19 protein-coding genes are annotated in these 19,088 nt (G+C 68.1%); 14 read left to right on the forward strand and 5 right to left on the reverse strand.

The annotated features are described in order from the left end of the window. Positions 1–53: 53 nt before the first annotated feature. Both VGV06_19275 and VGV06_19280 read left to right on the forward strand, forming a co-directional pair. On the forward strand, positions 54–1,298 hold the full coding sequence (locus VGV06_19275; protein ID HEV2057286.1) for a hypothetical protein: 1,245 nt from the start codon (positions 54–56) through the stop codon (positions 1,296–1,298). A 17-nt stretch (positions 1,299–1,315) separates the two neighbouring features. After that, positions 1,316–1,783, forward strand: coding sequence for a tetratricopeptide repeat protein (locus VGV06_19280; GenBank protein ID HEV2057287.1), 468 nt, complete (start codon positions 1,316–1,318; stop codon positions 1,781–1,783). A gap of 7 nt (positions 1,784–1,790) precedes the next feature. Here VGV06_19280 and VGV06_19285 read toward each other — a convergent pair whose 3' ends face one another. Both VGV06_19285 and glgP read right to left on the reverse strand, forming a co-directional pair. Beyond that, on the reverse strand, positions 1,791–2,600 hold the full coding sequence (locus tag VGV06_19285; GenBank protein HEV2057288.1) for a mechanosensitive ion channel domain-containing protein: 810 nt from the start codon (positions 2,598–2,600) through the stop codon (positions 1,791–1,793). 59 nt (positions 2,601–2,659) lie between these two features. Next, positions 2,660–4,261: an alpha-glucan family phosphorylase gene (gene glgP, locus VGV06_19290; GenBank protein ID HEV2057289.1), complete on the reverse strand. Its 1,602-nt coding sequence runs from the start codon at positions 4,259–4,261 to the stop codon at positions 2,660–2,662. Between the two features lie 62 nt (positions 4,262–4,323). Between glgP and VGV06_19295 the strand changes: the two genes are divergently transcribed. From VGV06_19295 to VGV06_19350, 12 genes are all read left to right on the forward strand, one after another. Next, positions 4,324–5,373: a hypothetical protein gene (locus VGV06_19295; GenBank protein ID HEV2057290.1), complete on the forward strand. Its 1,050-nt coding sequence runs from the start codon at positions 4,324–4,326 to the stop codon at positions 5,371–5,373. After that, on the forward strand, positions 5,370–5,660 hold the full coding sequence (locus tag VGV06_19300; protein HEV2057291.1) for a hypothetical protein: 291 nt from the start codon (positions 5,370–5,372) through the stop codon (positions 5,658–5,660). The genes VGV06_19295 and VGV06_19300 overlap by 4 nt, the downstream gene beginning before the upstream one ends. A gap of 21 nt (positions 5,661–5,681) precedes the next feature. Then, a complete protein-coding gene (locus tag VGV06_19305; protein ID HEV2057292.1) occupies positions 5,682–5,909 on the forward strand; it encodes a hypothetical protein in 228 nt (75 codons plus the stop codon). A gap of 22 nt (positions 5,910–5,931) precedes the next feature. Next, positions 5,932–6,909 carry an alpha/beta fold hydrolase gene (locus VGV06_19310; protein ID HEV2057293.1) on the forward strand — a complete coding sequence of 326 codons (978 nt, stop codon included), beginning with the start codon at positions 5,932–5,934 and terminating at the stop codon, positions 6,907–6,909. A gap of 5 nt (positions 6,910–6,914) precedes the next feature. Continuing rightward, entirely contained in the window at positions 6,915–8,204 is a 1,290-nt protein-coding gene (locus VGV06_19315; GenBank protein ID HEV2057294.1) for a tetratricopeptide repeat protein, read from the forward strand. Beyond that, the gene (locus VGV06_19320) at positions 8,204–9,532 is read left to right on the forward strand and encodes a M20/M25/M40 family metallo-hydrolase (protein ID HEV2057295.1); all 1,329 of its coding nucleotides are present in this window, start codon (positions 8,204–8,206) and stop codon (positions 9,530–9,532) included. The genes VGV06_19315 and VGV06_19320 overlap by 1 nt, the downstream gene beginning before the upstream one ends. Beyond that, positions 9,532–10,023: a GNAT family N-acetyltransferase gene (locus VGV06_19325; protein ID HEV2057296.1), complete on the forward strand. Its 492-nt coding sequence runs from the start codon at positions 9,532–9,534 to the stop codon at positions 10,021–10,023. Before VGV06_19320 ends, VGV06_19325 begins: the two co-directional genes overlap by 1 nt. Before the next feature lie 294 nt (positions 10,024–10,317). After that, a complete protein-coding gene (locus VGV06_19330; GenBank protein ID HEV2057297.1) occupies positions 10,318–10,830 on the forward strand; it encodes a hydroxyquinol 1,2-dioxygenase in 513 nt (170 codons plus the stop codon). Positions 10,831–10,856: 26 nt separating this feature from the next. Further along, a complete protein-coding gene (locus tag VGV06_19335; GenBank protein ID HEV2057298.1) occupies positions 10,857–11,849 on the forward strand; it encodes a hydroxyquinol 1,2-dioxygenase in 993 nt (330 codons plus the stop codon). Positions 11,850–12,446: 597 nt separating this feature from the next. Continuing rightward, positions 12,447–13,439 (forward strand): TRAP transporter substrate-binding protein, encoded by a 993-nt coding sequence (locus VGV06_19340; protein ID HEV2057299.1) that lies wholly within the window; start codon positions 12,447–12,449, stop codon positions 13,437–13,439. Between the two features lie 33 nt (positions 13,440–13,472). Further along, positions 13,473–14,042, forward strand: a complete 570-nt coding sequence (locus VGV06_19345; protein HEV2057300.1) for a TRAP transporter small permease — start codon at positions 13,473–13,475, stop codon at positions 14,040–14,042. Beyond that, the gene (locus VGV06_19350) at positions 14,039–15,379 is read left to right on the forward strand and encodes a TRAP transporter large permease (protein ID HEV2057301.1); all 1,341 of its coding nucleotides are present in this window, start codon (positions 14,039–14,041) and stop codon (positions 15,377–15,379) included. Before VGV06_19345 ends, VGV06_19350 begins: the two co-directional genes overlap by 4 nt. Before the next feature lie 622 nt (positions 15,380–16,001). On the opposite strand, the gene VGV06_19355 is transcribed toward VGV06_19350, so the two are convergent. From VGV06_19355 to VGV06_19365, 3 genes are all read right to left on the reverse strand, one after another. Next, a complete protein-coding gene (locus VGV06_19355) occupies positions 16,002–16,706 on the reverse strand; it encodes a Crp/Fnr family transcriptional regulator (protein ID HEV2057302.1) in 705 nt (234 codons plus the stop codon). A gap of 575 nt (positions 16,707–17,281) precedes the next feature. Next, entirely contained in the window at positions 17,282–18,715 is a 1,434-nt protein-coding gene (locus tag VGV06_19360) for an amidase (protein HEV2057303.1), read from the reverse strand. A 26-nt stretch (positions 18,716–18,741) separates the two neighbouring features. Further along, on the reverse strand, positions 18,742–19,088 hold a 347-nt coding region (locus tag VGV06_19365), incomplete at its 5' end, for an ABC transporter permease (GenBank protein HEV2057304.1).

Below are 19,088 nucleotides of genomic sequence, written 5' to 3' on the forward strand. Positions count from 1 at the left end.
CGTCGTGGAGTGTCCACGACGCCGCGGAGCTGGAGGCGAGGGGAGTCGCCTGCGTGGTACTGGGAACCGACGAGTTCATTCCGCTGGCGCGTGCCCAGGTCGCCGCCCAGGGCCTGCCCGGGCTTCCCATCGTCACCGTGCCTCATCCGATCGGTGGCATCCCGGCGGCGAGCGCGGCCGCGAAGGCTGGGCCGATCGTCGATAGCGTGCTGCGCGCGCTCACATCCGACCCTGCCGCGGCTGTACACGCGGCGAGCGCGGCTGTGGGCGACCTCGAGGCGCCCGACGATCTCGACCGCTTCCAGGCATGGCTGATGGAGCGGGGCTGGGGCGACGGCCTGCCCGCCATCCCGCCCACGCGCGAGCGCGTCGCGGCGATGCTCGCGGGCACTCGCAGGAGGCCCGACGAGGTGGTGGCCCTGCTCGTGCCGAGGCTTGGCAGGGCGACAGTCAAGGCCATAGCCGCCAACGCGGTGATGGCGGGGGCCCTTCCCGAGCACCTGCCCGTGGTGCTGGCAGCCGTCGAGGCCGTGGCGGACCCATCCTTTAACCTCCAGGCCGTGCAGACGACGACCCACCCCTGCTCGCCGCTCTGCATCGTCAACGGGCCGATCGCGGGGCGTCTCGGCATGAACGCCGGGGGCAATGTCTTCGGGCAGGGGACGCGCGCCAACGCCGCCATCGGACGGGCGCTGAGGCTGACGCTCCAGAACGTGGGCGGGGCGCGACCCGGCAAGGAGGACCGCGCCACCCACGGCCAGCCCGGCAAGTACGCCTACTGCATTGCCGAGAACGAGGCCGCGTCGCCCTGGGAACCGCTCTCCGTCGAGCGGGGTTTCTCCTCCGGGGAGAGCACGGTGACCGTCTGCGGGTCGGAGGGCCCGCACAATATCAACGACCACGGCTCGACCACGCCCGAGGGTATCGTGACGACCGTCGCTGGGACGGCGGCGATCGCCGGCTCCAACAACATCTACCTGGGCGGCGAGCCGCTGATCGTCCTCGGGCCCGAGCACGCTGCGACCGTCGCGTCCTCGGGCTGGAGCAAGGAGGACTTCAAGCGCGCGGTGTGGGACAGGGCCCGCGTGCCGCTCGCGCGCTTGTCGCCCGAGAACATCGAGCGCTTCGCGACGATCGACCCGGAGGGCTTCAAGGACAGGCCGCCCGAGACGCATGTGCCCATCGCGCGTGACTGGCGGGATATCATGGTCATCGTGGCGGGCGGCGCGGGCAAGCACTCGTTGTTCATCCCGACCTTCGGCAGCACGCGGTCGGTCACCCGACGCATCGCAGACTGAACAGGGAGGCTCGTCCCATGGAGACAGCGATCCACCGCGCGATATTGGTACTCACAGCCTGCGCCCTGGCAGCGGGCCCGGCCGGGGCGGACATGACGGACCGCAACCCACCGCCGGCCCGCCCCGCGGCCACACCCTCTGCCGAGCAGGAGTACGGCCGCGGCATCGCCGCGCGCAACACCAAGGACTGGCCGGCGGCCGCCGGAGCATTTCGCAAGGCGGTGGATCTCCGCCCCGCGTATCCGGAAGCCTGGAACGAGCTGGGCTACGCGCTCCGTAACCAGGGCAAGTACCCCGATTCGCTCAAGGCATACGACGAGGCGCTGCGTCTCCGGCCCAACTTCCCCGAGGCGCTCGAGTACCTCGGCGAAGCCTACGTCAAGCTGGGCCGCGTGGATGACGCCCGCAAGATCCTGGAGCGCCTCAAGCCGCTCGACGCGGCCCGGGCCGCCGAGCTGGCGGAGGCCATCGCGAAGGGCAAGTAGGTCCGCCTCAGCGCGAGCCGGCCCCCTCGAGCAGACGCACGTCGTGCGCGCCGGCCGGGGCGCCGATACCGGCGGCGCGAAAGGCCTCGACGAGAGACTGGTAGAGCTCGGGCTCGGCCGGGACCACGTCCACCACGCGGACCCACGCCCAGGCCGCGATCTTGATGCCGGTGTCCTCCACGGACGCGATGCCCACGCTCGGCGCCGGGTCCTTGAGCACGCGCGCGCTCCGCGTCACCACCTGGCTCGCCGCGCGGAGCGCCGCGTTCAGATCGGTCGCGTGCGGCACGCGCACCGTCAGCGTCAGCTGGCGGATCGTGCCGAAGTTGTGCAGGATCTCGCCGACGATCTTCCTGTTCGGCACGATGACGCGCGAGAAGTCCGCCTGGATCAACGTCGTGGTGGACAGCTCGACCGCGGCGACGTCGCCGCGCACGTTGTTGATCTCGATGTACTCGCCGACTCGGAAGGGCTTGGTGAAGATGATGGTCAGGCCCGCCATGAGGTTGCCCAGCACGCCCTGCAGCGCGAAGCCCACGCCGATGCCCGCCACGCCGATGCCGGCCACCAGCGGCGCGATGGAGAAGCCGAACTTGTCGAGCGCCACCACGAAGGCCATGACCAGGACGAGGATCTTGATCACGCGCACCAGGAGGATCCGCATGGGCGGCTCCATCTCCTGCTTCTGGAAGCGCTGGTCCGCCATGCCGCCCAGCCACCGCGCGACCAGGAAACCGACCGCCAGGATCGCAATTGCGCCCAACACCTGGAAGCCGTAGCGGAGCAGGAGCTCCATCGTCATCTCTTTCATGCTCATATTCATGCGAGCCTCCTTTGGCGATGTCGCCACGACGGGGGGGATGGCGCCGCAGCAGGCTACGGCGCGGTGTAGAGACGGGTGAAATATTCGGTGACCATGCGGTCCGAGGAGAAGCGCTCGACGGCCATCGCGATCGAGGCGCGCATCATGCGCGCCCAGCGCCCGGAGTCGGCCCACGCGGGGAGCACGTCCCGCTCGAGGGTCGCGTAGAGGGCCTCGAGGTCGCGCGCGTCCTGGTCGCCCTCGACGCGCTCGTCGCCGATCGCCCAGCCGGTGACGCCGTGCTCGCACCCCTCCGGCCACCAGCCGTCGAGGATAGAAAAGTTGAGCGTGCCATTCATGGCGGCTTTCATTCCCGAGGTACCTGAGGCCTCCAGTGGGCGGCGGGGCGTATTCAGCCACACGTCGCAGCCGCGGGTCATGAGCCTGCCCAGCGCCATGTCGTAGTCCTCGAGGAAGACGATGGACTCGGGCCACTGCCGGATCGTCTCGACGAGGAGGGCGATGACGGCCTTGCCGGCCTGGTCGGCCGGGTGCGCCTTGCCCGAGAAGACGAACTGGACGCGCCGGTCCTTGAGGAGCGGCGCCAGCCTGTCGGGGTCGCGCAGGAGGAGATCGGGGCGCTTGTAGGTTGCCGCGCGGCGCGCAAAACCGATGGTGAGCGCGTCGCTGTCGAGCCTGACTCGGGTGCGGGCTTCGACCTCGGCGAGCAGCTCGTCCTTCATCTGCCGCCGCACGGCGCGGAGCGCGTCATCGTGAGCCGAAGCAGCCGCGGCGATCCGCGGGTCCTGCCAGGTGCCGCGGTGCACGCCGTTGGTGACGGCGATGATGGGCGCGCCGCCGTCCACGTGCGCCCACATGGCGCGCGCCGTTTCGCCGTGGAGCTGCGCGACGGCGTTTGCGCGGCGGGCGAGTCTCAACCCGGCCACGGTCATGTTGAACGGATCGCCGCCGATCTCGCGCAGCTCGGCGGCCACGAGCTCGCAGCCCGCGCCGAGCCGCCGCAGGTCCGGGACGGCGTGGACCTCGTTGCCGGCGGGCACCGGCGTGTGGGTGGTGAAGACGATCTTCTCGCGCACCTCCCGCCACGCCGAGTGGAAGTCCGCCCCCGCCTCCATCCGGTCGGTGATCAGCTCGATCCCGGCGAAGACCGCGTGCCCCTCGTTGAAGTGGTAGAGATCGACGGGAAGATGGAGGGCGCGGAGCGCCCGCACGCCGCCGATGCCGAGCAGCATTTCCTGTGCGATGCGGCAGTCGGGCGCGGGGTCGTAGAGGCGGCGGGTGATCCAGCGGTCGCGCTTGTCCACCGGCTCGAGCAGGAAGAGCGGCGCGATGGCGTAGCGGCCGACGCCCCAGACGCAGCACTCGACCTCGCGCGCGGCCACGCGCACCCGGACGCGGACGCCCGTGTCCGTGAGCGCGTCTGGGGGGTAGTCGCGCCACTCGTCGTATGGATACCCGTCGGGCCCGATCCGCTGGACGGTGTAGCCCTGCGCCCAGCGGAGGCCGATTCCCACGACGGGCTGGCCGAGGTCGCCGGCGGACTTCATGAAGTCGCCGGCGAGGATGCCGAGCCCGCCGGCGTAGGAGTGGAACTCCTCGTGGAGCCCGTACTCCATCGAGAAGTAGGCGACGAGCGGCGTCACAGGCGAAAGCATACGGCAAAGCGCGCGTCGGCGCGAGCTTCGTGAAGCCGCCGGGCTGGAGTATAATCCCGCCTATGACGACCCAACTCGCCTCCAAGCGCTATGCCGTCGAGGACCTGAACCACGCCATCGAGTTCTGCTACCAGCAGGGCTGGACCGACGGCCTTCCCGTCGTGCCCCCGACTGAGCGCGCCGTTCGCGCCATGCTGGACGCGGCCGGCCTCGAGCCCGACAAGCAGGTCGCCTTCATCACCAACCGCCAGGTCGCCGTCACCGCCGAGAAGGTCGCGGTCAACGCCGTCATGGCAGGATGCCTTTCGGAGTACATGCCCATCGTCGTGGCGGCCGTCGAAGCGCTCGCCGAGCCGAAGTGGGGGTATCACGGCCCCGCCACGTCCACGGGCGGCGCCGCCGTCCTCATGATCGTCAACGGGCCCATCGCCGCGCGGCTCAGCTTCAACTCGGGCGACAACCTCTTCGGACCCGGCTGGCGGGCCAACGCCACGACGGGCCGCGCGGTCCGCCTGGTGATGCGCAACGTCATCGGTACGCTGCCGGGTGCGCTCGACCGGGGGACGGTGGGGCATCCGGGCAAGTACAGCTACGTCATCGCCGAGAACGAGGCCGACAGCCCGTGGACGCCGTTCCACGTCGAGCGCGGCTTCAAGGCGGAGCAGAGCGTGGTGACCGTCATGGCGGCGGAGGGGCCGCACCAGTTCTACAACCAGCTCTCGAGCACGGCCACGGGCGTGCTGGCCTCGCTCTGCGACGACATGAAGCATCACGCCAGCACCAATGGCCAGCCGCAGTACGTCGTCGTGCTTGCGGGCGAGCACATGCGCACCATCGCCAGGGACGGCTGGTCGAAGGCCGACATCCAGAAGTTCGTCTTCGAGAACACGCAGAACTCGCTGGCGCACATCAAGCGAGTGGGGCGGCTGGCGGGGGCCGTGACCCCCGAAGACGAGACCACGATGCGGCCGATCGTGCCGAGCCCGGAGGACGTGCACGTGATCGCGGCGGGCGGCCGGGCGGGGGCGTTCTCCTGCTATATCCCCGCGTGGGCCGGCGGCAAGAAATCGAGCCAGAGCGTCTCGAAACTCATCCAGGACAGGAGGGCATGATGGCAGGCTTCGAAATCCTCGACCCGACGGTCGAGCCGCGGAAGCAGGCGATAATGTACGTGCCGAGGCCCGACTCGCTCAAGGGCAAGCGGATCGGCCTCGTCGAGAACACCAAGTTCAACTCCGACAAGCTGCTGACGAAGGTCGGCGAGATCCTCAAGAAGGAGTACGGCGCCGCCGAGTACAAGATGTGGCGCAAGCACAACTCGAGCGTCCCGGCGCACGACGAGATCATCGACGAGGCGAAGCGCGGCGTCGACTGCGTCGTCGCCGGCGTCGGCGACTGAGGGTCCTGCTCGTCGGGCAGTGTGCTCGACGGAATCCTGTTCGAGAAGGCCGGCATCCCCGCCGCGTCCATCGTGACCGACGTCTTCGAGGGCACGGGCCATGCGATGGCCCAGTCCTGGGGTCTGCCGGACTACAAGTTCCTCTCGCTGCCGCACCCGATCGCCAACCTCAGCGAGGCCCAGTTGGACCAGCGGGCGCGCGAGATCGCCCCGGAGATCGTCAAGCTGCTCCTCCAGGGCCAAGAGTAAGCGCGACACAGGAGCCTCGAGCGTGAGCATCGGCCCCGACTACCGCCCGCCCTGGTGGTATCGGGGCCGCCATCTCCAGACGCTCTGGGGCCCGCTCCTCAGGCGCGGCCGGCAGCCCGCGCTCCGCCGCGAGCGGGTGGAAACGCCCGACGGTGATTTTCTCGACCTCGACTGGCTGGAGGGGCGCGACCGCGGCGTCCCGCTGGTTGTCATCCTCCACGGTCTCGAAGGGTCTTCTCGCTCGCATTACGCCTCCGGGCTGCTGCGCGAGCTGGAGCAGGTCGGCTGGCGGGGCGTCGTCGTCAACTTCCGCGGGTGCAGCGGCGAGGTCAACCGCTCCCGTCGCATGTACCACTCGGGGGAGACGGAAGACCTCGACTTCGTGTTCGGCCGCCTGACCGCGCGCGAGCCCAATCTGCGCCTCGGGCTCGTGGGTGTGTCGCTCGGCGGCAACGTCGCGCTCAAGTGGCTCGCCGAGCGGGGCGACCAGGCCCCGGCGCAGGTGGCGGGGGCCGTGGCCATCTCAACGCCCTTCAACCTGGCCGCCTGCGCCGCCGCGCTCGACCGCGGGCTCAACAGGGCGCTGTACACGGTGAACTTCCTCTCGACCATGACGATCAAGCTCGACAAGAAGGCGGCGCTCTACGAGGGCGTGATCAACCTGCCGGCGGCGCGGAAGGCGAAGACCTTCGCCCAGTACGACCGGCTCGTGACGGCGCCGCTCGGCGGTTTCGCCAGCGAGCGCGACTACTGGGCGCGCTCGAGCAGCGGCCCGCTGCTGCCCCAGATCCGCCGGCCGACCCTCTTGATCAACGCGCTCAACGACCCGTTCATACCGGCCTCGGCGCTGCCGCGCGCCCTCATCGCCAAGTCGCGCTGGCTCGAGGCCAACTTCGTGCCCGAGGGCGGGCACGCGGGCTTCCTCGAGGGCCGATCGGGCGCTCGCTCGTGGGCCGAGGCTCGCGCCGTCGGGTTCCTCGAGCGCCACCTGCTAGGATGACCGCCGTGGCATTGAAGGACGCCTACGGCAACGCAGTGTCCTCGTCCTCCAGGACGGCAGTCGACGCGTACGACAACGGCGTGCGCGCCCTCCTCGGTTTCGGCGCCTCCGTCATCGACGACTTCCACGCGGCGGTCGAGGTCGATCCCGACTTCGTGCTGGCGCGCGCGGCGCTCGGCGTCTCGCTGTACCTCGCCGAGAAGATGCCGGAGGGACGCGCCGAGATGGACCGGGCTGCGGCGGCCGCGGGCTCGGGCTTCCTGACACCGCGCGAGAAGCGCCACGTCGAGGCGCTCGCGCTCTGGGTCGCAGGCAGGAGCGGCGACGCCATCCCGCTGATCAAGGAGGTCCTGGCCGGGCACCCGCGCGACATGCTGCTGATGCAGCGCCTCTACTACATCTACTTCTGGCAAGGGCGTTCGGCGGAGATGCTCGAGCTGACGTCTTCCGTGCGGCAGGCCTTGGGCGAAGACGGCTACATGCTGGGCTACCACGCCTTCGCGCTGGAGGAGAACTGGCGCCTGGATGAGGCGCTCGCCCTGGCGGAGCGGGCCATCGCGATCAACGCGCGGGACGCCTGGGCGGTCCATGCGCTGGCGCACGTGCTCTACGAGCGCGGCGAGAATGCCCGCGGCGTCCTCGCGCTGCCGCAGCGCATCCACCCCTGCGACCACCTGGGCTACTTCAGGCATCACCTCCTCTGGCACCTGGCGCTCATGCACCTGGCCGAGGGGCGCTACGATCGCGTGCGCAAGCTGTTCCAGAGCGTCTTCGGTGACGTCGAGATTAACGTCGGGTCCGACCTGCAAGACTCCGTGGCGCTCGCGTGGCGCCTCGACCTCTACGGCCAGCCGGATCCGCGACGCTGGCAGCACCTGGGCGCGGCCGCGCGCGGGTGGCTCGAGATGCCGCTCCTGCTCTTCCACGATCTCCACGTCGGCATGGCGCTCGGCGCCGCCGGAGACTGGGCGAACGCGGAGCTGCAGCTGGAGAGGCTGCGCCAGCGGGCGAAGAAGACCCGCAACGCGACGCTGCCGGAGGTGGTGGTGCCGCTCATGGAAGGGCTCCACGCGTTCGCGCGCGGGGAGTACGCCCTTAGCGTGGCGCGGATCGAGCCGCTGACGGAGCGCATCGTGGAAGTCGGCGGCAGCCACGCTCAGCGCGAGGTCTTCCACGATACGCTCCTCGAGGCCGCGCTGAGAGCGGGGGAGCCCGAGCGCGCCGGGGCGCTGCTCGAGCGGCGCGTCGCCAAGCGGCCCAACCCGGGACGGCACTGGCTGGAGGCGCGCGCCTGATGGATTGGACGAAGATCGGCGCCGAGACGGTCGACCTGATGCGCGCCTACCTCCGGATCAACACGACCAACCCCCCGGGAAACGAGCTGGAGGGCGCGCGCTTCCTGGCCCAGGTGCTCAACGGCGACGGCATCGCGAGCGAGACCGCCGAGTCGGCGCCCGGGCGCGCCAATCCCGTGGCGCGGCTCTCGGGCGATCGTTCGCTGGGCGGGATCGTGCTCCACCACCACATCGACGTGGTCTACGCGGATGAGCGCTACTGGACCGTGGACCCCTTCGGCGGTCTGCTCCGGGACGGCTACGTCTACGGCCGCGGGGCGCTCGACATGAAGTCCACGGGGATCCTCCAGCTGGCGGCCGTCCTCGCCATCAAGCGCGCGAAGGTGCCGCTGAAGCGAGACCTCATCGTGCTCGCGACTGCGGACGAAGAAGCGGGGAGCCGCCTCGGCGCCCAGTGGGTCGCCGATGAGCGCCGAGGTTGGCTCGAAGGTGCCGAGTACGCCCTATCCGAGCTGGGGCTGATCGCGGCCGGCGACGCGACGCGCCGGACGCCCTTCGGCTCCATCGTCATCTCGGAGAAGACCGGCCTGCCGCTGCGGCTCACGGCGCGGAGCGACCCGGGCCACGGGTCGATGCCATGGCCGGATACCGCGCCGCACCGGCTCGTCCGCGCTCTGGGTCGGCTGCTCGCCGCCGAGCGGCCGCCGCGCGTTCTGCCGGAGATCCAGGAGTACTTCGCGCGCATGGCCTCGGTCCTGCCGGCGGGCGAGGGCGCGGGCTACGAGCGCCTCGAGGCATCTCTTCGCGACCCGGCCTTCCGCGCCCGCTTTTTCGCCGACCGTCACCGCGCCGCGCTCGTGAAGACCACGTTCGCCGTCACCGTGCTCAAGGGCAGCGAGAAGCGCAACGTCATTCCGCCCGAGGCGGTCGCCGACCTCGACTGCCGGATGCTCGCCGGAGAAGACCCCGAGGAGATCGTCGGCTGGGTCAGGCAGGTCGTCGCCGATCCCCACGTCGAGGTCAGCCTGACGTCTACGCCCAAGGTGCCGAACCTCTCGCCGCCGGACACGGAGCTGTACAAGAGCCTGGCGGATGCGCTGCGCCGTCGCGCGCCCGGCGTCGTGGTGGCGCCCGAGATCATGACCGGGTTCACGGACAACTGGGTATTCAGGCGCTGCGGGCTGCACGCCTACGGTTTTGGACCCTTCGTGTTCGACGAGGGCGAGTGGCGGCGGATCCACGGCAACGACGAGCGCATCTCCGTGGAGAACCTGAGCGCCGGCGCGCGCTGCTACACGGAGATGCTGCTGGACATGGCCGCGGCCTGATGGCCCGCGCGCGGCTCGCGATCCGCCGCGGGACGGCGCGGGACCTGCCGACCATCCTCGCCCTGATCCGCGGGCTCGCCGAGTACGAGCACTTGGTACACCAGATGGAGGCAACGCCCGCAAGGCTCCAGCGCCACGGCTTCGGACGGCGGCCATACTTCGAGACGCTCATCTGCCGGCGCGGGCGCACGCCTGTGGGCTTCGCGCTCTACTTCTACACGTACTCGACCTTCCTCGGCCGCCCGAGCCTCTATCTCGAAGACCTCTTCGTGCTGCCCGAGGAGCGGGGCCGGGGAGCGGGCAAGGCGCTGCTGAGGGCGCTGGCGAGGATCGCGGTCGCGCGCGGCTGCGGCAGGATGGAGTGGACGGTGCTCGACTGGAACACGCCGTCCATCCGGTTCTACAAGGGCCTGGGCGCCCACCTTCACAAGGAGTGGGTGCTGACGCGGCTCACCGGCCCGGCGCTCCGCCGCCTGGCGCGATCCCGCTGAGCCCCGTGGCGGGAGCGCACCAACACGGCTGCAGCTCATCGCCACAATTGAGGACCCGGCCGTCATTCACGGGATCCTCGCCCATCTCGGGCTTCCAGGTACGTGGGATGGCCCGCCGCCTCCGTTTTCCATGACTGAGGCAGGAGCCGAGCGGCAGACACTCCCCGGCGTCACCTTGATTTGACCTTGGCCAGGCGCTCTGGCAGGATCGGCGCGAGATGCCGCTCTGGGCCGCCTCTGCCGGCGGCTGGGTCTCGGCGATGGCGAGTCCGTCCGATGGAAAGGAGACAGGGTATGAACCAGACCACGCGCTTCGGGTCGCTCCGGCACTACGAGAAGGGCGGCGTCGAGGTCATCAACGACGACGCGCGCAATTACGTCTTCTCCAACATCTTCGAGGTTGCGTCGAAGTCCAAGCCCTACGAAAAGGTCGCGGTCGGCAAGAACATCGAATACGTGATCGAGACCATCCGCGTGGAGGGCACCTCGGGCTGGCGCGCGCCCGCTCAGGACGAGTTCGCCCTCGTCATGGACGGCGAGGTCGAGATCCGACTGCTGAAGCTCGACAATCCGGGGGTCGTGCCCGCCGGCACGCGCGGGTCGATCGCCCTGGCCGGCACGCCGGCCGGGCGCAAGATGGGCGTCGTCAAAGCCAGGCGCGGTCACATGACGCTTTTGCCGGTCGGCGCCGCCTATCAGTTCCACGGGGCGCAGCTCGGCGTGGTGCTGCTGCAGACGCTGGCGGGGTCGGACACGATCGAGCGCTGGGCCGAGATCTGCCAGACGGCCCCGCGGCCCAAGGCCTGAGCACGACGGCGAGGAGGAACGACGACATGAGCTCTATCGCGGATACTGTTCCCGAGATCGGATCGATCGAGCCCAACCAGCATGGCTACCGCAGCTTCACCCTCGGCAGCTTCGGCTTCACCCGTGACGAGTACTTCGCGCACGTCACGTGGCCGAAGGGCCATCACATGCTGCCCGCCGACGCGTTCCTGCGCGCGCTCCAGCGCGACATCGCGTGGGGCTTCTTCTACGGCACCGTGAACTTCGACGCCGTCGTCGGCACCCTGAACCACTACGGCTCGGTGGATCTCTTCGCGGGCCGCTTCAACGAGCACTACCGCAAGGCCGGGCTCGATCACAACGAGCGGTTCACGACCGCGATGATCCAGCGTGTCTTCGAGGCCATCCTGGAGGACTGGACGAACGCCGCGTTCGATCCGTTCGCGAGTCCCGCGGAGACGGGCAGCGCGTTCGGGCCCAAGAACGGCAGCAACAAGGAGGCGATCACGCGGCACCGGGTGACGGCCCGGCGGATGGTGGCCGCGCCCGGCGACGAGCCGGTGCGGACCGACGAGAACGGCTTCCCGGTGAACCGGCACTTCCGCGACGTGCCCCAAGACAAGCCGCAGGTCCTCGCCGAGCCCGGCTTCGAGGACGAGGTGGTCTCGTTCAATCTCTTCGCCTATCTCTCCCGCTCCGACGTGACGTGGAACCCCTCGGTCGTGTCCGTCTGCAAGGCGAGCCTCTACTGCCCGACGACGGAGGAGTACATCCTGCCCGTGATCCACGGCAACGACCGCGTCGAGTGGTTCGTGCAGCTCAGCGACGAGATCCAGTGGGAGGTCGAGGACCGCGAGACAGGCGCCCTGCGTGCGCGGGTCACGATGAGGGCGGGGGACGTCGCCGCCATGCCCGCCGACATCCGTCATCGCGGCTTCTCGCCCAAGCGCTCGATGCTCCTCGTGTGGGAGAACGCCTCGCCGGAGTTGCCCGCGCTCTACGCCAGCGGCAAGATGCCCCCCACCCCGGTGCAGTTCTAGGGCTGGGCAGGAGGATTCCGAGCCGCGCTCTGGCAGGATCGGCCCGAGATGGGAGAGGCGTTATCCGCGCTGTGACAAGGGGAAGAGCTGTGACAAGGAGGGAAGAGGCTGGGCCGCGGGGCGCCATGACTGAGAACGGGTGTTATGTTAGCTACGCTCTCGGAAACTAGCTGAATGTTGGAGCCACTTTTCCCCTAGGTCGTGAATGCGTCAAGCGCCCTGGCCTCGTAGAAACTGACCGGCTGCCTCTGCGTGTCATGTTCGCCATCGTTGGTGACGACACGTTGTTTTTCCGCGTGGACGACGGCAGCCGGCCGGCGTTCGAGCGCGCCGGCGTGGCCCGGCTGATCTACGAGTCGCGGAGACCGTCAGCCGCTTCGCCCGCGAGGCTTTCGCCGCTTCCCACCCCGTGCACGCGCGCACGCGCAAGCCCGCCCACAAGGTGCCGAGATCGGGGTGCACCACGAAGGACGTCGCGGCGCGGTCGAGGCTCGTCCGCCTTGACGGCGCGTGGCAGATCGGCGACTATGTGTGCTGCCAATCGAACCCGACACCCAGTTCGCGTCATACCGGGAGGGAACAGCAATGAAATTCGCCATGAGACAATTTGGACTCGCGGCCCTTGCCGCGGGCGTCCTGACGCTGGGGCTGTGGAGCGATGCCTTGGCGCAACGCAAGCTGAGCTTCGCCTACGATCAGCCGGTGACGACGGCCTACGGTATTGCCGCGAACATGTTCGACGAAAAGCTGAAGGCCTTGAGCGGCGGCAAGCTCAGCATCAATCAGTTCCCCGGCGCGCAGTTGGGGACTGAGCCGCAGACGCTGCAGAAGCTGCGCGCGGGTGACATCGATTTCGTCATTACGGCAACCGCGAACGCGGCCAGCGTGGCGCCACAAGCCGGCGTGTTCTCCCTGCACTTCATCTTCCGCGACGAGGACCATCTGGCCAAGGCGCTGGCCGACAAGGCCGTCTCCGACGCCTTCCGCGCCATGATCAAGGACTCGACGCAGGGCGCCCAGGTCATCGGCCTGATCACCATGGGCTTCCGCAACATGTACAGCAAGAAAGAGATCAGCAAGGTCGAGGACCTCAAGGGCTTGAAGGTCCGCGTGCAGGCGACCAAGACCGAGGACACGCACTTCCCGGCCTATGGCGCGCAGACCGTGCACATGCCCTTCGGCGAGGTCTACGTGTCGCTCCAGACCGGCGTGGTGAACGTGGCCGAGAACGGCGTCAACGTGTACGAGACGAACAAGCACTACGAAGTGGCGCCGATCCTGAACATGACCCAGCACGAAGCCAACAACAACTGCATCTGGGTCAGCGACAAGGCCTGGAACAGCTTCAGCGCCGAAGAGAAGAAGTGGGTCCAGGAGGCGGCCGACGAGGTGAGCCGGCGCGAGCCCGCCATGGCCTTCAAGCTCGAAGCGGATTCGGCTGTGAAGCTTCAGAAGATCGGCGTGAAGGTCAACACCAAGGTCGACAAGTCCGGCTTCGTGAAGGCCGCCGCGCCCATCCAGGACCAGCTGGCCACGGAGCTCGGGCCCCATGCGGTCAAGATCCTGGGTCTCGTCCGCTCGGTGAAGTAGTCCCACCGAGTGTGACGGGGGGCGGCGGCGCACGTGGCAAGCGTTACCGATTTTGTCGCAAATAGAGCGCTGATCCTCCAGCGCCACCGCCACCTGAAATGGAAATGGCTGGACCCGCTTGAGGCCGCGTTGATGGTGCTGTGCGGTGTGTGCATCGGCACCTTTAGCCTGTGCGTCTTCCTCGACGTGGTGACGCGCACCATCGGCTATCCCTGGCTGTGGCTGCAACAGGCGACCACGGCATTCTTCGCCTGGGGCGCGTTCATCGGCATTGCCGCCGCCACGCGGCGCAACGACCATATCTACCTGTCCGAGATCACCAAGCATATGACCGGCACCAACCGCTGGGCGATCGAGACCTTCAACCGTCTGGTTGTGCTGATCGTGGCCGGATTCATGGTCTGGTTCGGCTACAAGAACGCGATGCTGGACCTGGGCAGCTTCCGCATGCCCTGGCTCATTCCCCTGACCGTCTATACCGGCGTCGTGCCGATCTCGGGCGCCCTGGTGATGCTGTTTTGCGTCGAGCAGATGGTCAATGGATGGCACAACGGCTTCGAGGGTCCAGAGGACGACGAATTCCTGCCGGAGCCCGTGGAATGAGCTCCGGCCTGCTTCTGGTCGTGATGGGAGGCTTGTTCCTGCTGTTGGGCTACATGGGCGTGCCGGTGGCGTTCGCGATCATAGCGGGCGTGCTGGTGGTGACGGCGTTCACCCCGATCAGCTTCCAGTCGATGATCGGCCAGTTGTTCCACGGCATCGACTCCGAGGCGCTCCTGGCCGTCCCCTTCTTCCTCCTCGTCGGCGAGCTGATGTCGTCGTCCGACGTGATCCATCGCATGATCCGTCTCGCCCAGGCGCTGGTGGGGCATCTGCGCGGCGGGCTGGCCCAGGTCGTCACGCTGTTCAGCATGTTCTTCGCGGGCATCTCGGGCTCCTCGGCCGCCGACGTCGCGGTGCTGAGCCGCACCGTGGCGCCCGAGATGGACAAGGAGCACTACGACCGCGCCTTCACCGCGGCGCTGATCGCCTCAGCCTCGACCATGGCCAACCTGATCCCGCCCTCGATCATGGCGGTGGTCTACGGCGCCACCGGCAACGTGTCGATCGGCGGATTGTTCCTGGCCGGCGTGGTGCCGGGCGTGATGATCGGCATCGGGCTGATGATCTACAGTTACTTCTTCGGGCCCATCGGCACCATGAAGAAGCGCGCAGGCCTCGTGGACATCTTCGTGGCGGCGCGCGGCTCGGCCCTGCCGATGGTGATTCCGGTCATCATCATGGGGGGCATCCTGACCGGCTGGTTCACGCCGACCGAGGCCGGCATGGTCGCGGCGGCCTACATCTTGCTGGTGCTCATCCCGGTGCTGAATCCGCGCCACATCCGCCGCCTGCCGGGCGACTTCATGTACACCGGCCTGCTGTACTCGCTGCCGCTGGCGCTGGTGGCCGCCGCCTCGGCCTTCGGCTGGATGCTCGCCTATCTGCGCGGCCCCGACACGGTGGCCGAGTACATCAGCTACTACGCCGGCACCGACCCGAGGATGATCATGTTGCTCCTGGTCGTGCTGTTCGTGATCCTCGGCGACTTCATCGACGCGATCCCGGCCATCATCATCTTCATGCCCATCATCAACAAGCTGACGGAGGTGGGCCACATCAACCCCGTGCACATGGGCGTGGTCATCATCACCACGCTGGTGTTCGGATTGATCACGCCGCCCTACGGGCTGTGCTTGCTGATCGCGTCGAAATTCATCGGCGTGCCCTTCTACCGCGCGATGGTCCGGTCGCTCCCTCTCTACATCGTGTTCTTCTTCACCATCGCCTTCGCCGTGCTGTTCCCCGACGTGGTGCTGTGGCTGCCGAAGCAGCTGCTGCCGCAATCGGTCGGCTGTTTCCCCAACCCCAGCGGAGCCGGCTGGATCTGCCCCAAATAGCGGGCGCTTTGCGCCCCCCTTCGGCCCCCTATGATGGCGCGCTGAAACCGGCGCGAAGGACATGTCCGTGGCGGGCACGCGCAAAGAAACCGACTCGATGGGCGAGGTCGAGGTCCCGGCCGACCGGCACACAGCGCCCCGTCCTGAAGAAACTCTTTCGTGGGTGATTGAGTCGTGTCGAAATGTTTTCGAGTCACACGGCGCGAAGAGCTTGGCGAATACGCGACCGTGACTGAACACGGGTCTTAGTCTCGAAGAATTCGTCTTAAGCCCCGCGTTCAGAATCTCGGTCCGCAGCGCACGCGAGAAGGTCGCAAAACTCAGGCACTCGCGAAGCTGGTTCGCGGCGTTCCGAAACGACTTGATTCCTGAACCCCTCGCGAAGATCGCCAGGGTCCTCACGATCCGCACCTCAGCGGCCCCCACCCCTCACCGAGGAGCGGCGCGACCAAGCGCCGCATTCTTCTCGGCTGCATATGCGTCGGCTCGCTCGCGGGCTTCGAAACCGCAGAACAGGATTGACCAAGGGGAGTCGCCGTCAGCGACGTCTACCGCCTCGACAATCCAGGCGCCTGGGAAGTCCTTGCTCTCCCTGGACTGATATCGCATCCGCCCCCCGGTACTAAGCGCCAAAGAAGCGATCGCACTCGCCTTTCACAATGCGGTAGCACTCACAGGCTGCCGCTTCCAAACCCGAGCGATCGAGGATGGTGATCCGGCCGCGCCGGTAGCTGATCAGCCCTGCCCTTTGCAAGGCGCTGGCCGCTTGACTGGCGCTCCCGCGATTTACTCCCAGCGTCTGCGACAGGAGTTCTTGAGTGGACTGTATCTCGCTGGATTGCGCGCGATCCTGGGACGTGAGCAGCCAGCGACAGAGGCGTTGCTTTATGCTGTGAAACCGGTTACAGGCGCCCGACTGAGACAACACCACGACCAAGGTATGCAGGTAGTGCAACACTAGCTTGTGAAGCGGACCGCATCGATCAAACTCCTTTCGCAGCACATCGGCTTTCATCCTCCAGGCCAGACCGGGCGCCTGGACGATGACTTTGTAAGGGAGCCCGTGACTCCGCAGGACGATGGGTATCCCGATCAGACCTTCGTCGCCGACCACACTCACCTCGATGGACGTTCCGTCTTCGGCCACAGAAAGGATCGAGGCGATGGCCGTATCGAGGAAGTATGCCGAGTGCATGACGCCACCGGGCTCATACAGCACCTGGCCGGACGTCAACGTGACGGACGCCAGATCGGGGCGAATCCGCGCATATTCCTTGCGCGGCAGACCGGCCAGAATACGGTTACGGATTGGAACTTGTTTTCTCACGTCGTCGGCCAGAGTGTCCTCCTCTTGTCAGATGACGGACCGTGCCCGCGCCGTGCGGGCGACGCACAGATTGTCGAAACCGTCCGCCATTCTATACGGCCGATCGGGCAATGTCTGTCGTGTCCCCGACATATGAGACCGGCGGCAGGGGGGCGTGACAAAGGCAGCGGGGCAGGTCCACCCTTTCCTCGGAGAGGGAGAGGGTCTTCAGGGCCGATGCAACTCATCGGATCCTCGCCCATCTCGGGCTTCCAGGTACACGGGCCGGCCCGCTGCTTCCGTTGTCCATGACTGAGGCAGGAGCCGAGCCGCAGGCTCTCCCCGGCGTCAACTTCTGGGCGGTGCCGGTGGGCCCAGGCAGCCGCGGATGTCTGCCCTGCCGCGGCCTGGCGCCCCGCTTGACAGCTCTCACCTCCTGCATCGAGGCGCCGATTTGACTGCTCAGCCGCGCGCTGGCAGGATCGGCCCGAGATGGGAGGGCCGTTATCCGCGCTGTGACAAGGAGGGAAGAGCCTGGGCCGCGGGGCGCCCTGACCGAGAACGGGCGCTATGTTAGCTAGGCCCACGCTCCTTGTTCAGCCGCCTGTCACGACGGGCGGGATCTTGTCCGCCCAGGGCGCCGCGGCCTCGAAGGCCGCCGCCGCGCGCAGCACCATGGCCTCCTGCCGTCGCCGTCCCACGATCTGGAGCCCTACCGGCAAGCCACTCCTGGTGAAGCCGCACGGAACGGAGATGACGGGCAGCGCCGTCACCGTGATGCCGTAGGTCAGGAAGAACCACTGCGTGTAGTTGTCGAGCAGCTTGCCGTTGATGTGCGTCGGGTAGGGCTGCTCGACGGGGAACGGCGGCACGGCCACTGTCGGCAGGATCAGCAGCTCGCGCGTCTCCATGAAGGCGCGCACGCGGTGCCAGAGGGTGGTCCGCAGGGCCTCGGCCCGGCCGATTTCCTCGGGTGAGAGCTTGAGACCCTGCTCGATGTTCCAGACGAGCCCCTTCTGCATCTGCTCCTTCCACTGTGGCAGCTTGTCGGCGTGGTTGGCGACCATGGCGAGCCCGCGCGTGCCGAGCACGATGTCGTTGACCTCGCCGAAGTCGCAGCAGGCCGACTCGACCTTGGCGCCCAGCGATCGGAAGACGCGGGTCGCCGCCTCGGCCACCTGCGCGACCTCCGCGTCCACGGGGATGAGACCGTTGAGGTCGGGTGTCCACGCGATCCGCCAGCCCTTGATCGAAGGCGATTTGACCGCGCGGGGGAAGGCGGCCGTGTCCACGTCGTAGGAGATGGGCGAGCGGTCGTCGGGCCCTGCCACCACGGAGAGCATCAGGGCGGTGTCGGCGACGGTGCGCGCCATGGGTCCGGTGACGCCGATCGAGTCCCAGCCGAGGAGCTTCGGGTAGTACGGGACGAGCCCGGGGCTTGTCCGGAAGCCGACCACGCCGCAGAAAGCCGCAGGCGTGCGAAGCGAGCCGCCCGTGTCCGAGCCCTGGGCGATGGGGCCCATGCCGGTGGCCAGCGCCACGCCCGCGCCGCCGCTCGAGCCGCCGCAGGTCAGCGCAGGGTTCCACGGGTTGCGCGTGGGGCCGAAGACGGCGTTGAAGGTGTTGCCGCCCGCGCCGAACTCGGGGGTGTTGGTCTTGCCGAGGACGATGGCGCCCGCGGACTTCAGCCGCTCCACGATGAGCGAATCCTCCGTGGGCACGTAGTGCTCGAAGACCTTGGAGCCCCAGGTCGTCCTGATGCCCTTGGTGTGGGTCAGGTCCTTGATCGTCACCGGCACGCCGTGGAGCGGCCCGAGCTTTCCGCCCTTCCTCTTGAGCGCCGCCGTCGCTGCCTTGGCCTCCTTGAGCGCCGATTCCCGCACGAGAGTCACGATGGCGTTGAGCCTGGGATTGACGGCGTCCACGCGCGCGAGCACCGCCTGCATCACCTCGAGCGGCGAGGTCTTGCGGGCGCGATAGAGCTGGTGGAGCTCGGTGGCGGGCGTGAAGCAGAGATCGCGGTCGGGCACGGGGAGCCTCCTGAACGGGACGAGGTCTAGAGAACCTTCCGGGGATCGAGAGCGTCGCGCAGGCCGTCGCCCAGGTAGTTGATGCTGAGCACGGTGAGGAAGATCGCGGTGCCGGGAAAGATCGCCCAGTGCGGGGCGAAGTCGAGGTTGTCCTTGGCGTCGAAGAGGATGCGTCCCCAGGTCGGGATGTCGGGCGGGAAGCCCAGGCCAAGGAAGGACAGCGTGGACTCGGCCAGGATGGCCGCCGCCACGTCGAGCGAGCCGGCGACGATCACGGGGCCGAGCGCGTTGGGCAGGATGTGGCGGACCATCTGGCGGAGCGGCCGGGCGCCCAGGCTCCGCGCGGCCTCGACGAACTCCTTCTCGCGCAGCG

Source organism: Candidatus Methylomirabilota bacterium (genome assembly GCA_035936835.1).
GTDB lineage: Bacteria > Methylomirabilota > Methylomirabilia > Rokubacteriales > CSP1-6 > AR37.

Coding starts and splice junctions, on each gene's coding strand:
- VGV06_19280 (HEV2057287.1), top strand. CDS start 1,316: ATGGAGACAGCGATCCACCGCGCGATATTGGTACTCACAGCCTGCGCC.
- VGV06_19285 (HEV2057288.1), bottom strand. CDS start 2,600: ATGAGCATGAAAGAGATGACGATGGAGCTCCTGCTCCGCTACGGCTTC.
- glgP (HEV2057289.1), bottom strand. CDS start 4,261: ATGCTTTCGCCTGTGACGCCGCTCGTCGCCTACTTCTCGATGGAGTAC.
- VGV06_19295 (HEV2057290.1), top strand. CDS start 4,324: ATGACGACCCAACTCGCCTCCAAGCGCTATGCCGTCGAGGACCTGAAC.
- VGV06_19300 (HEV2057291.1), top strand. CDS start 5,370: ATGATGGCAGGCTTCGAAATCCTCGACCCGACGGTCGAGCCGCGGAAG.
- VGV06_19320 (HEV2057295.1), top strand. CDS start 8,204: ATGGATTGGACGAAGATCGGCGCCGAGACGGTCGACCTGATGCGCGCC.
- VGV06_19325 (HEV2057296.1), top strand. CDS start 9,532: ATGGCCCGCGCGCGGCTCGCGATCCGCCGCGGGACGGCGCGGGACCTG.
- VGV06_19330 (HEV2057297.1), top strand. CDS start 10,318: ATGAACCAGACCACGCGCTTCGGGTCGCTCCGGCACTACGAGAAGGGC.
- VGV06_19335 (HEV2057298.1), top strand. CDS start 10,857: ATGAGCTCTATCGCGGATACTGTTCCCGAGATCGGATCGATCGAGCCC.
- VGV06_19340 (HEV2057299.1), top strand. CDS start 12,447: ATGAGACAATTTGGACTCGCGGCCCTTGCCGCGGGCGTCCTGACGCTG.
- VGV06_19350 (HEV2057301.1), top strand. CDS start 14,039: ATGAGCTCCGGCCTGCTTCTGGTCGTGATGGGAGGCTTGTTCCTGCTG.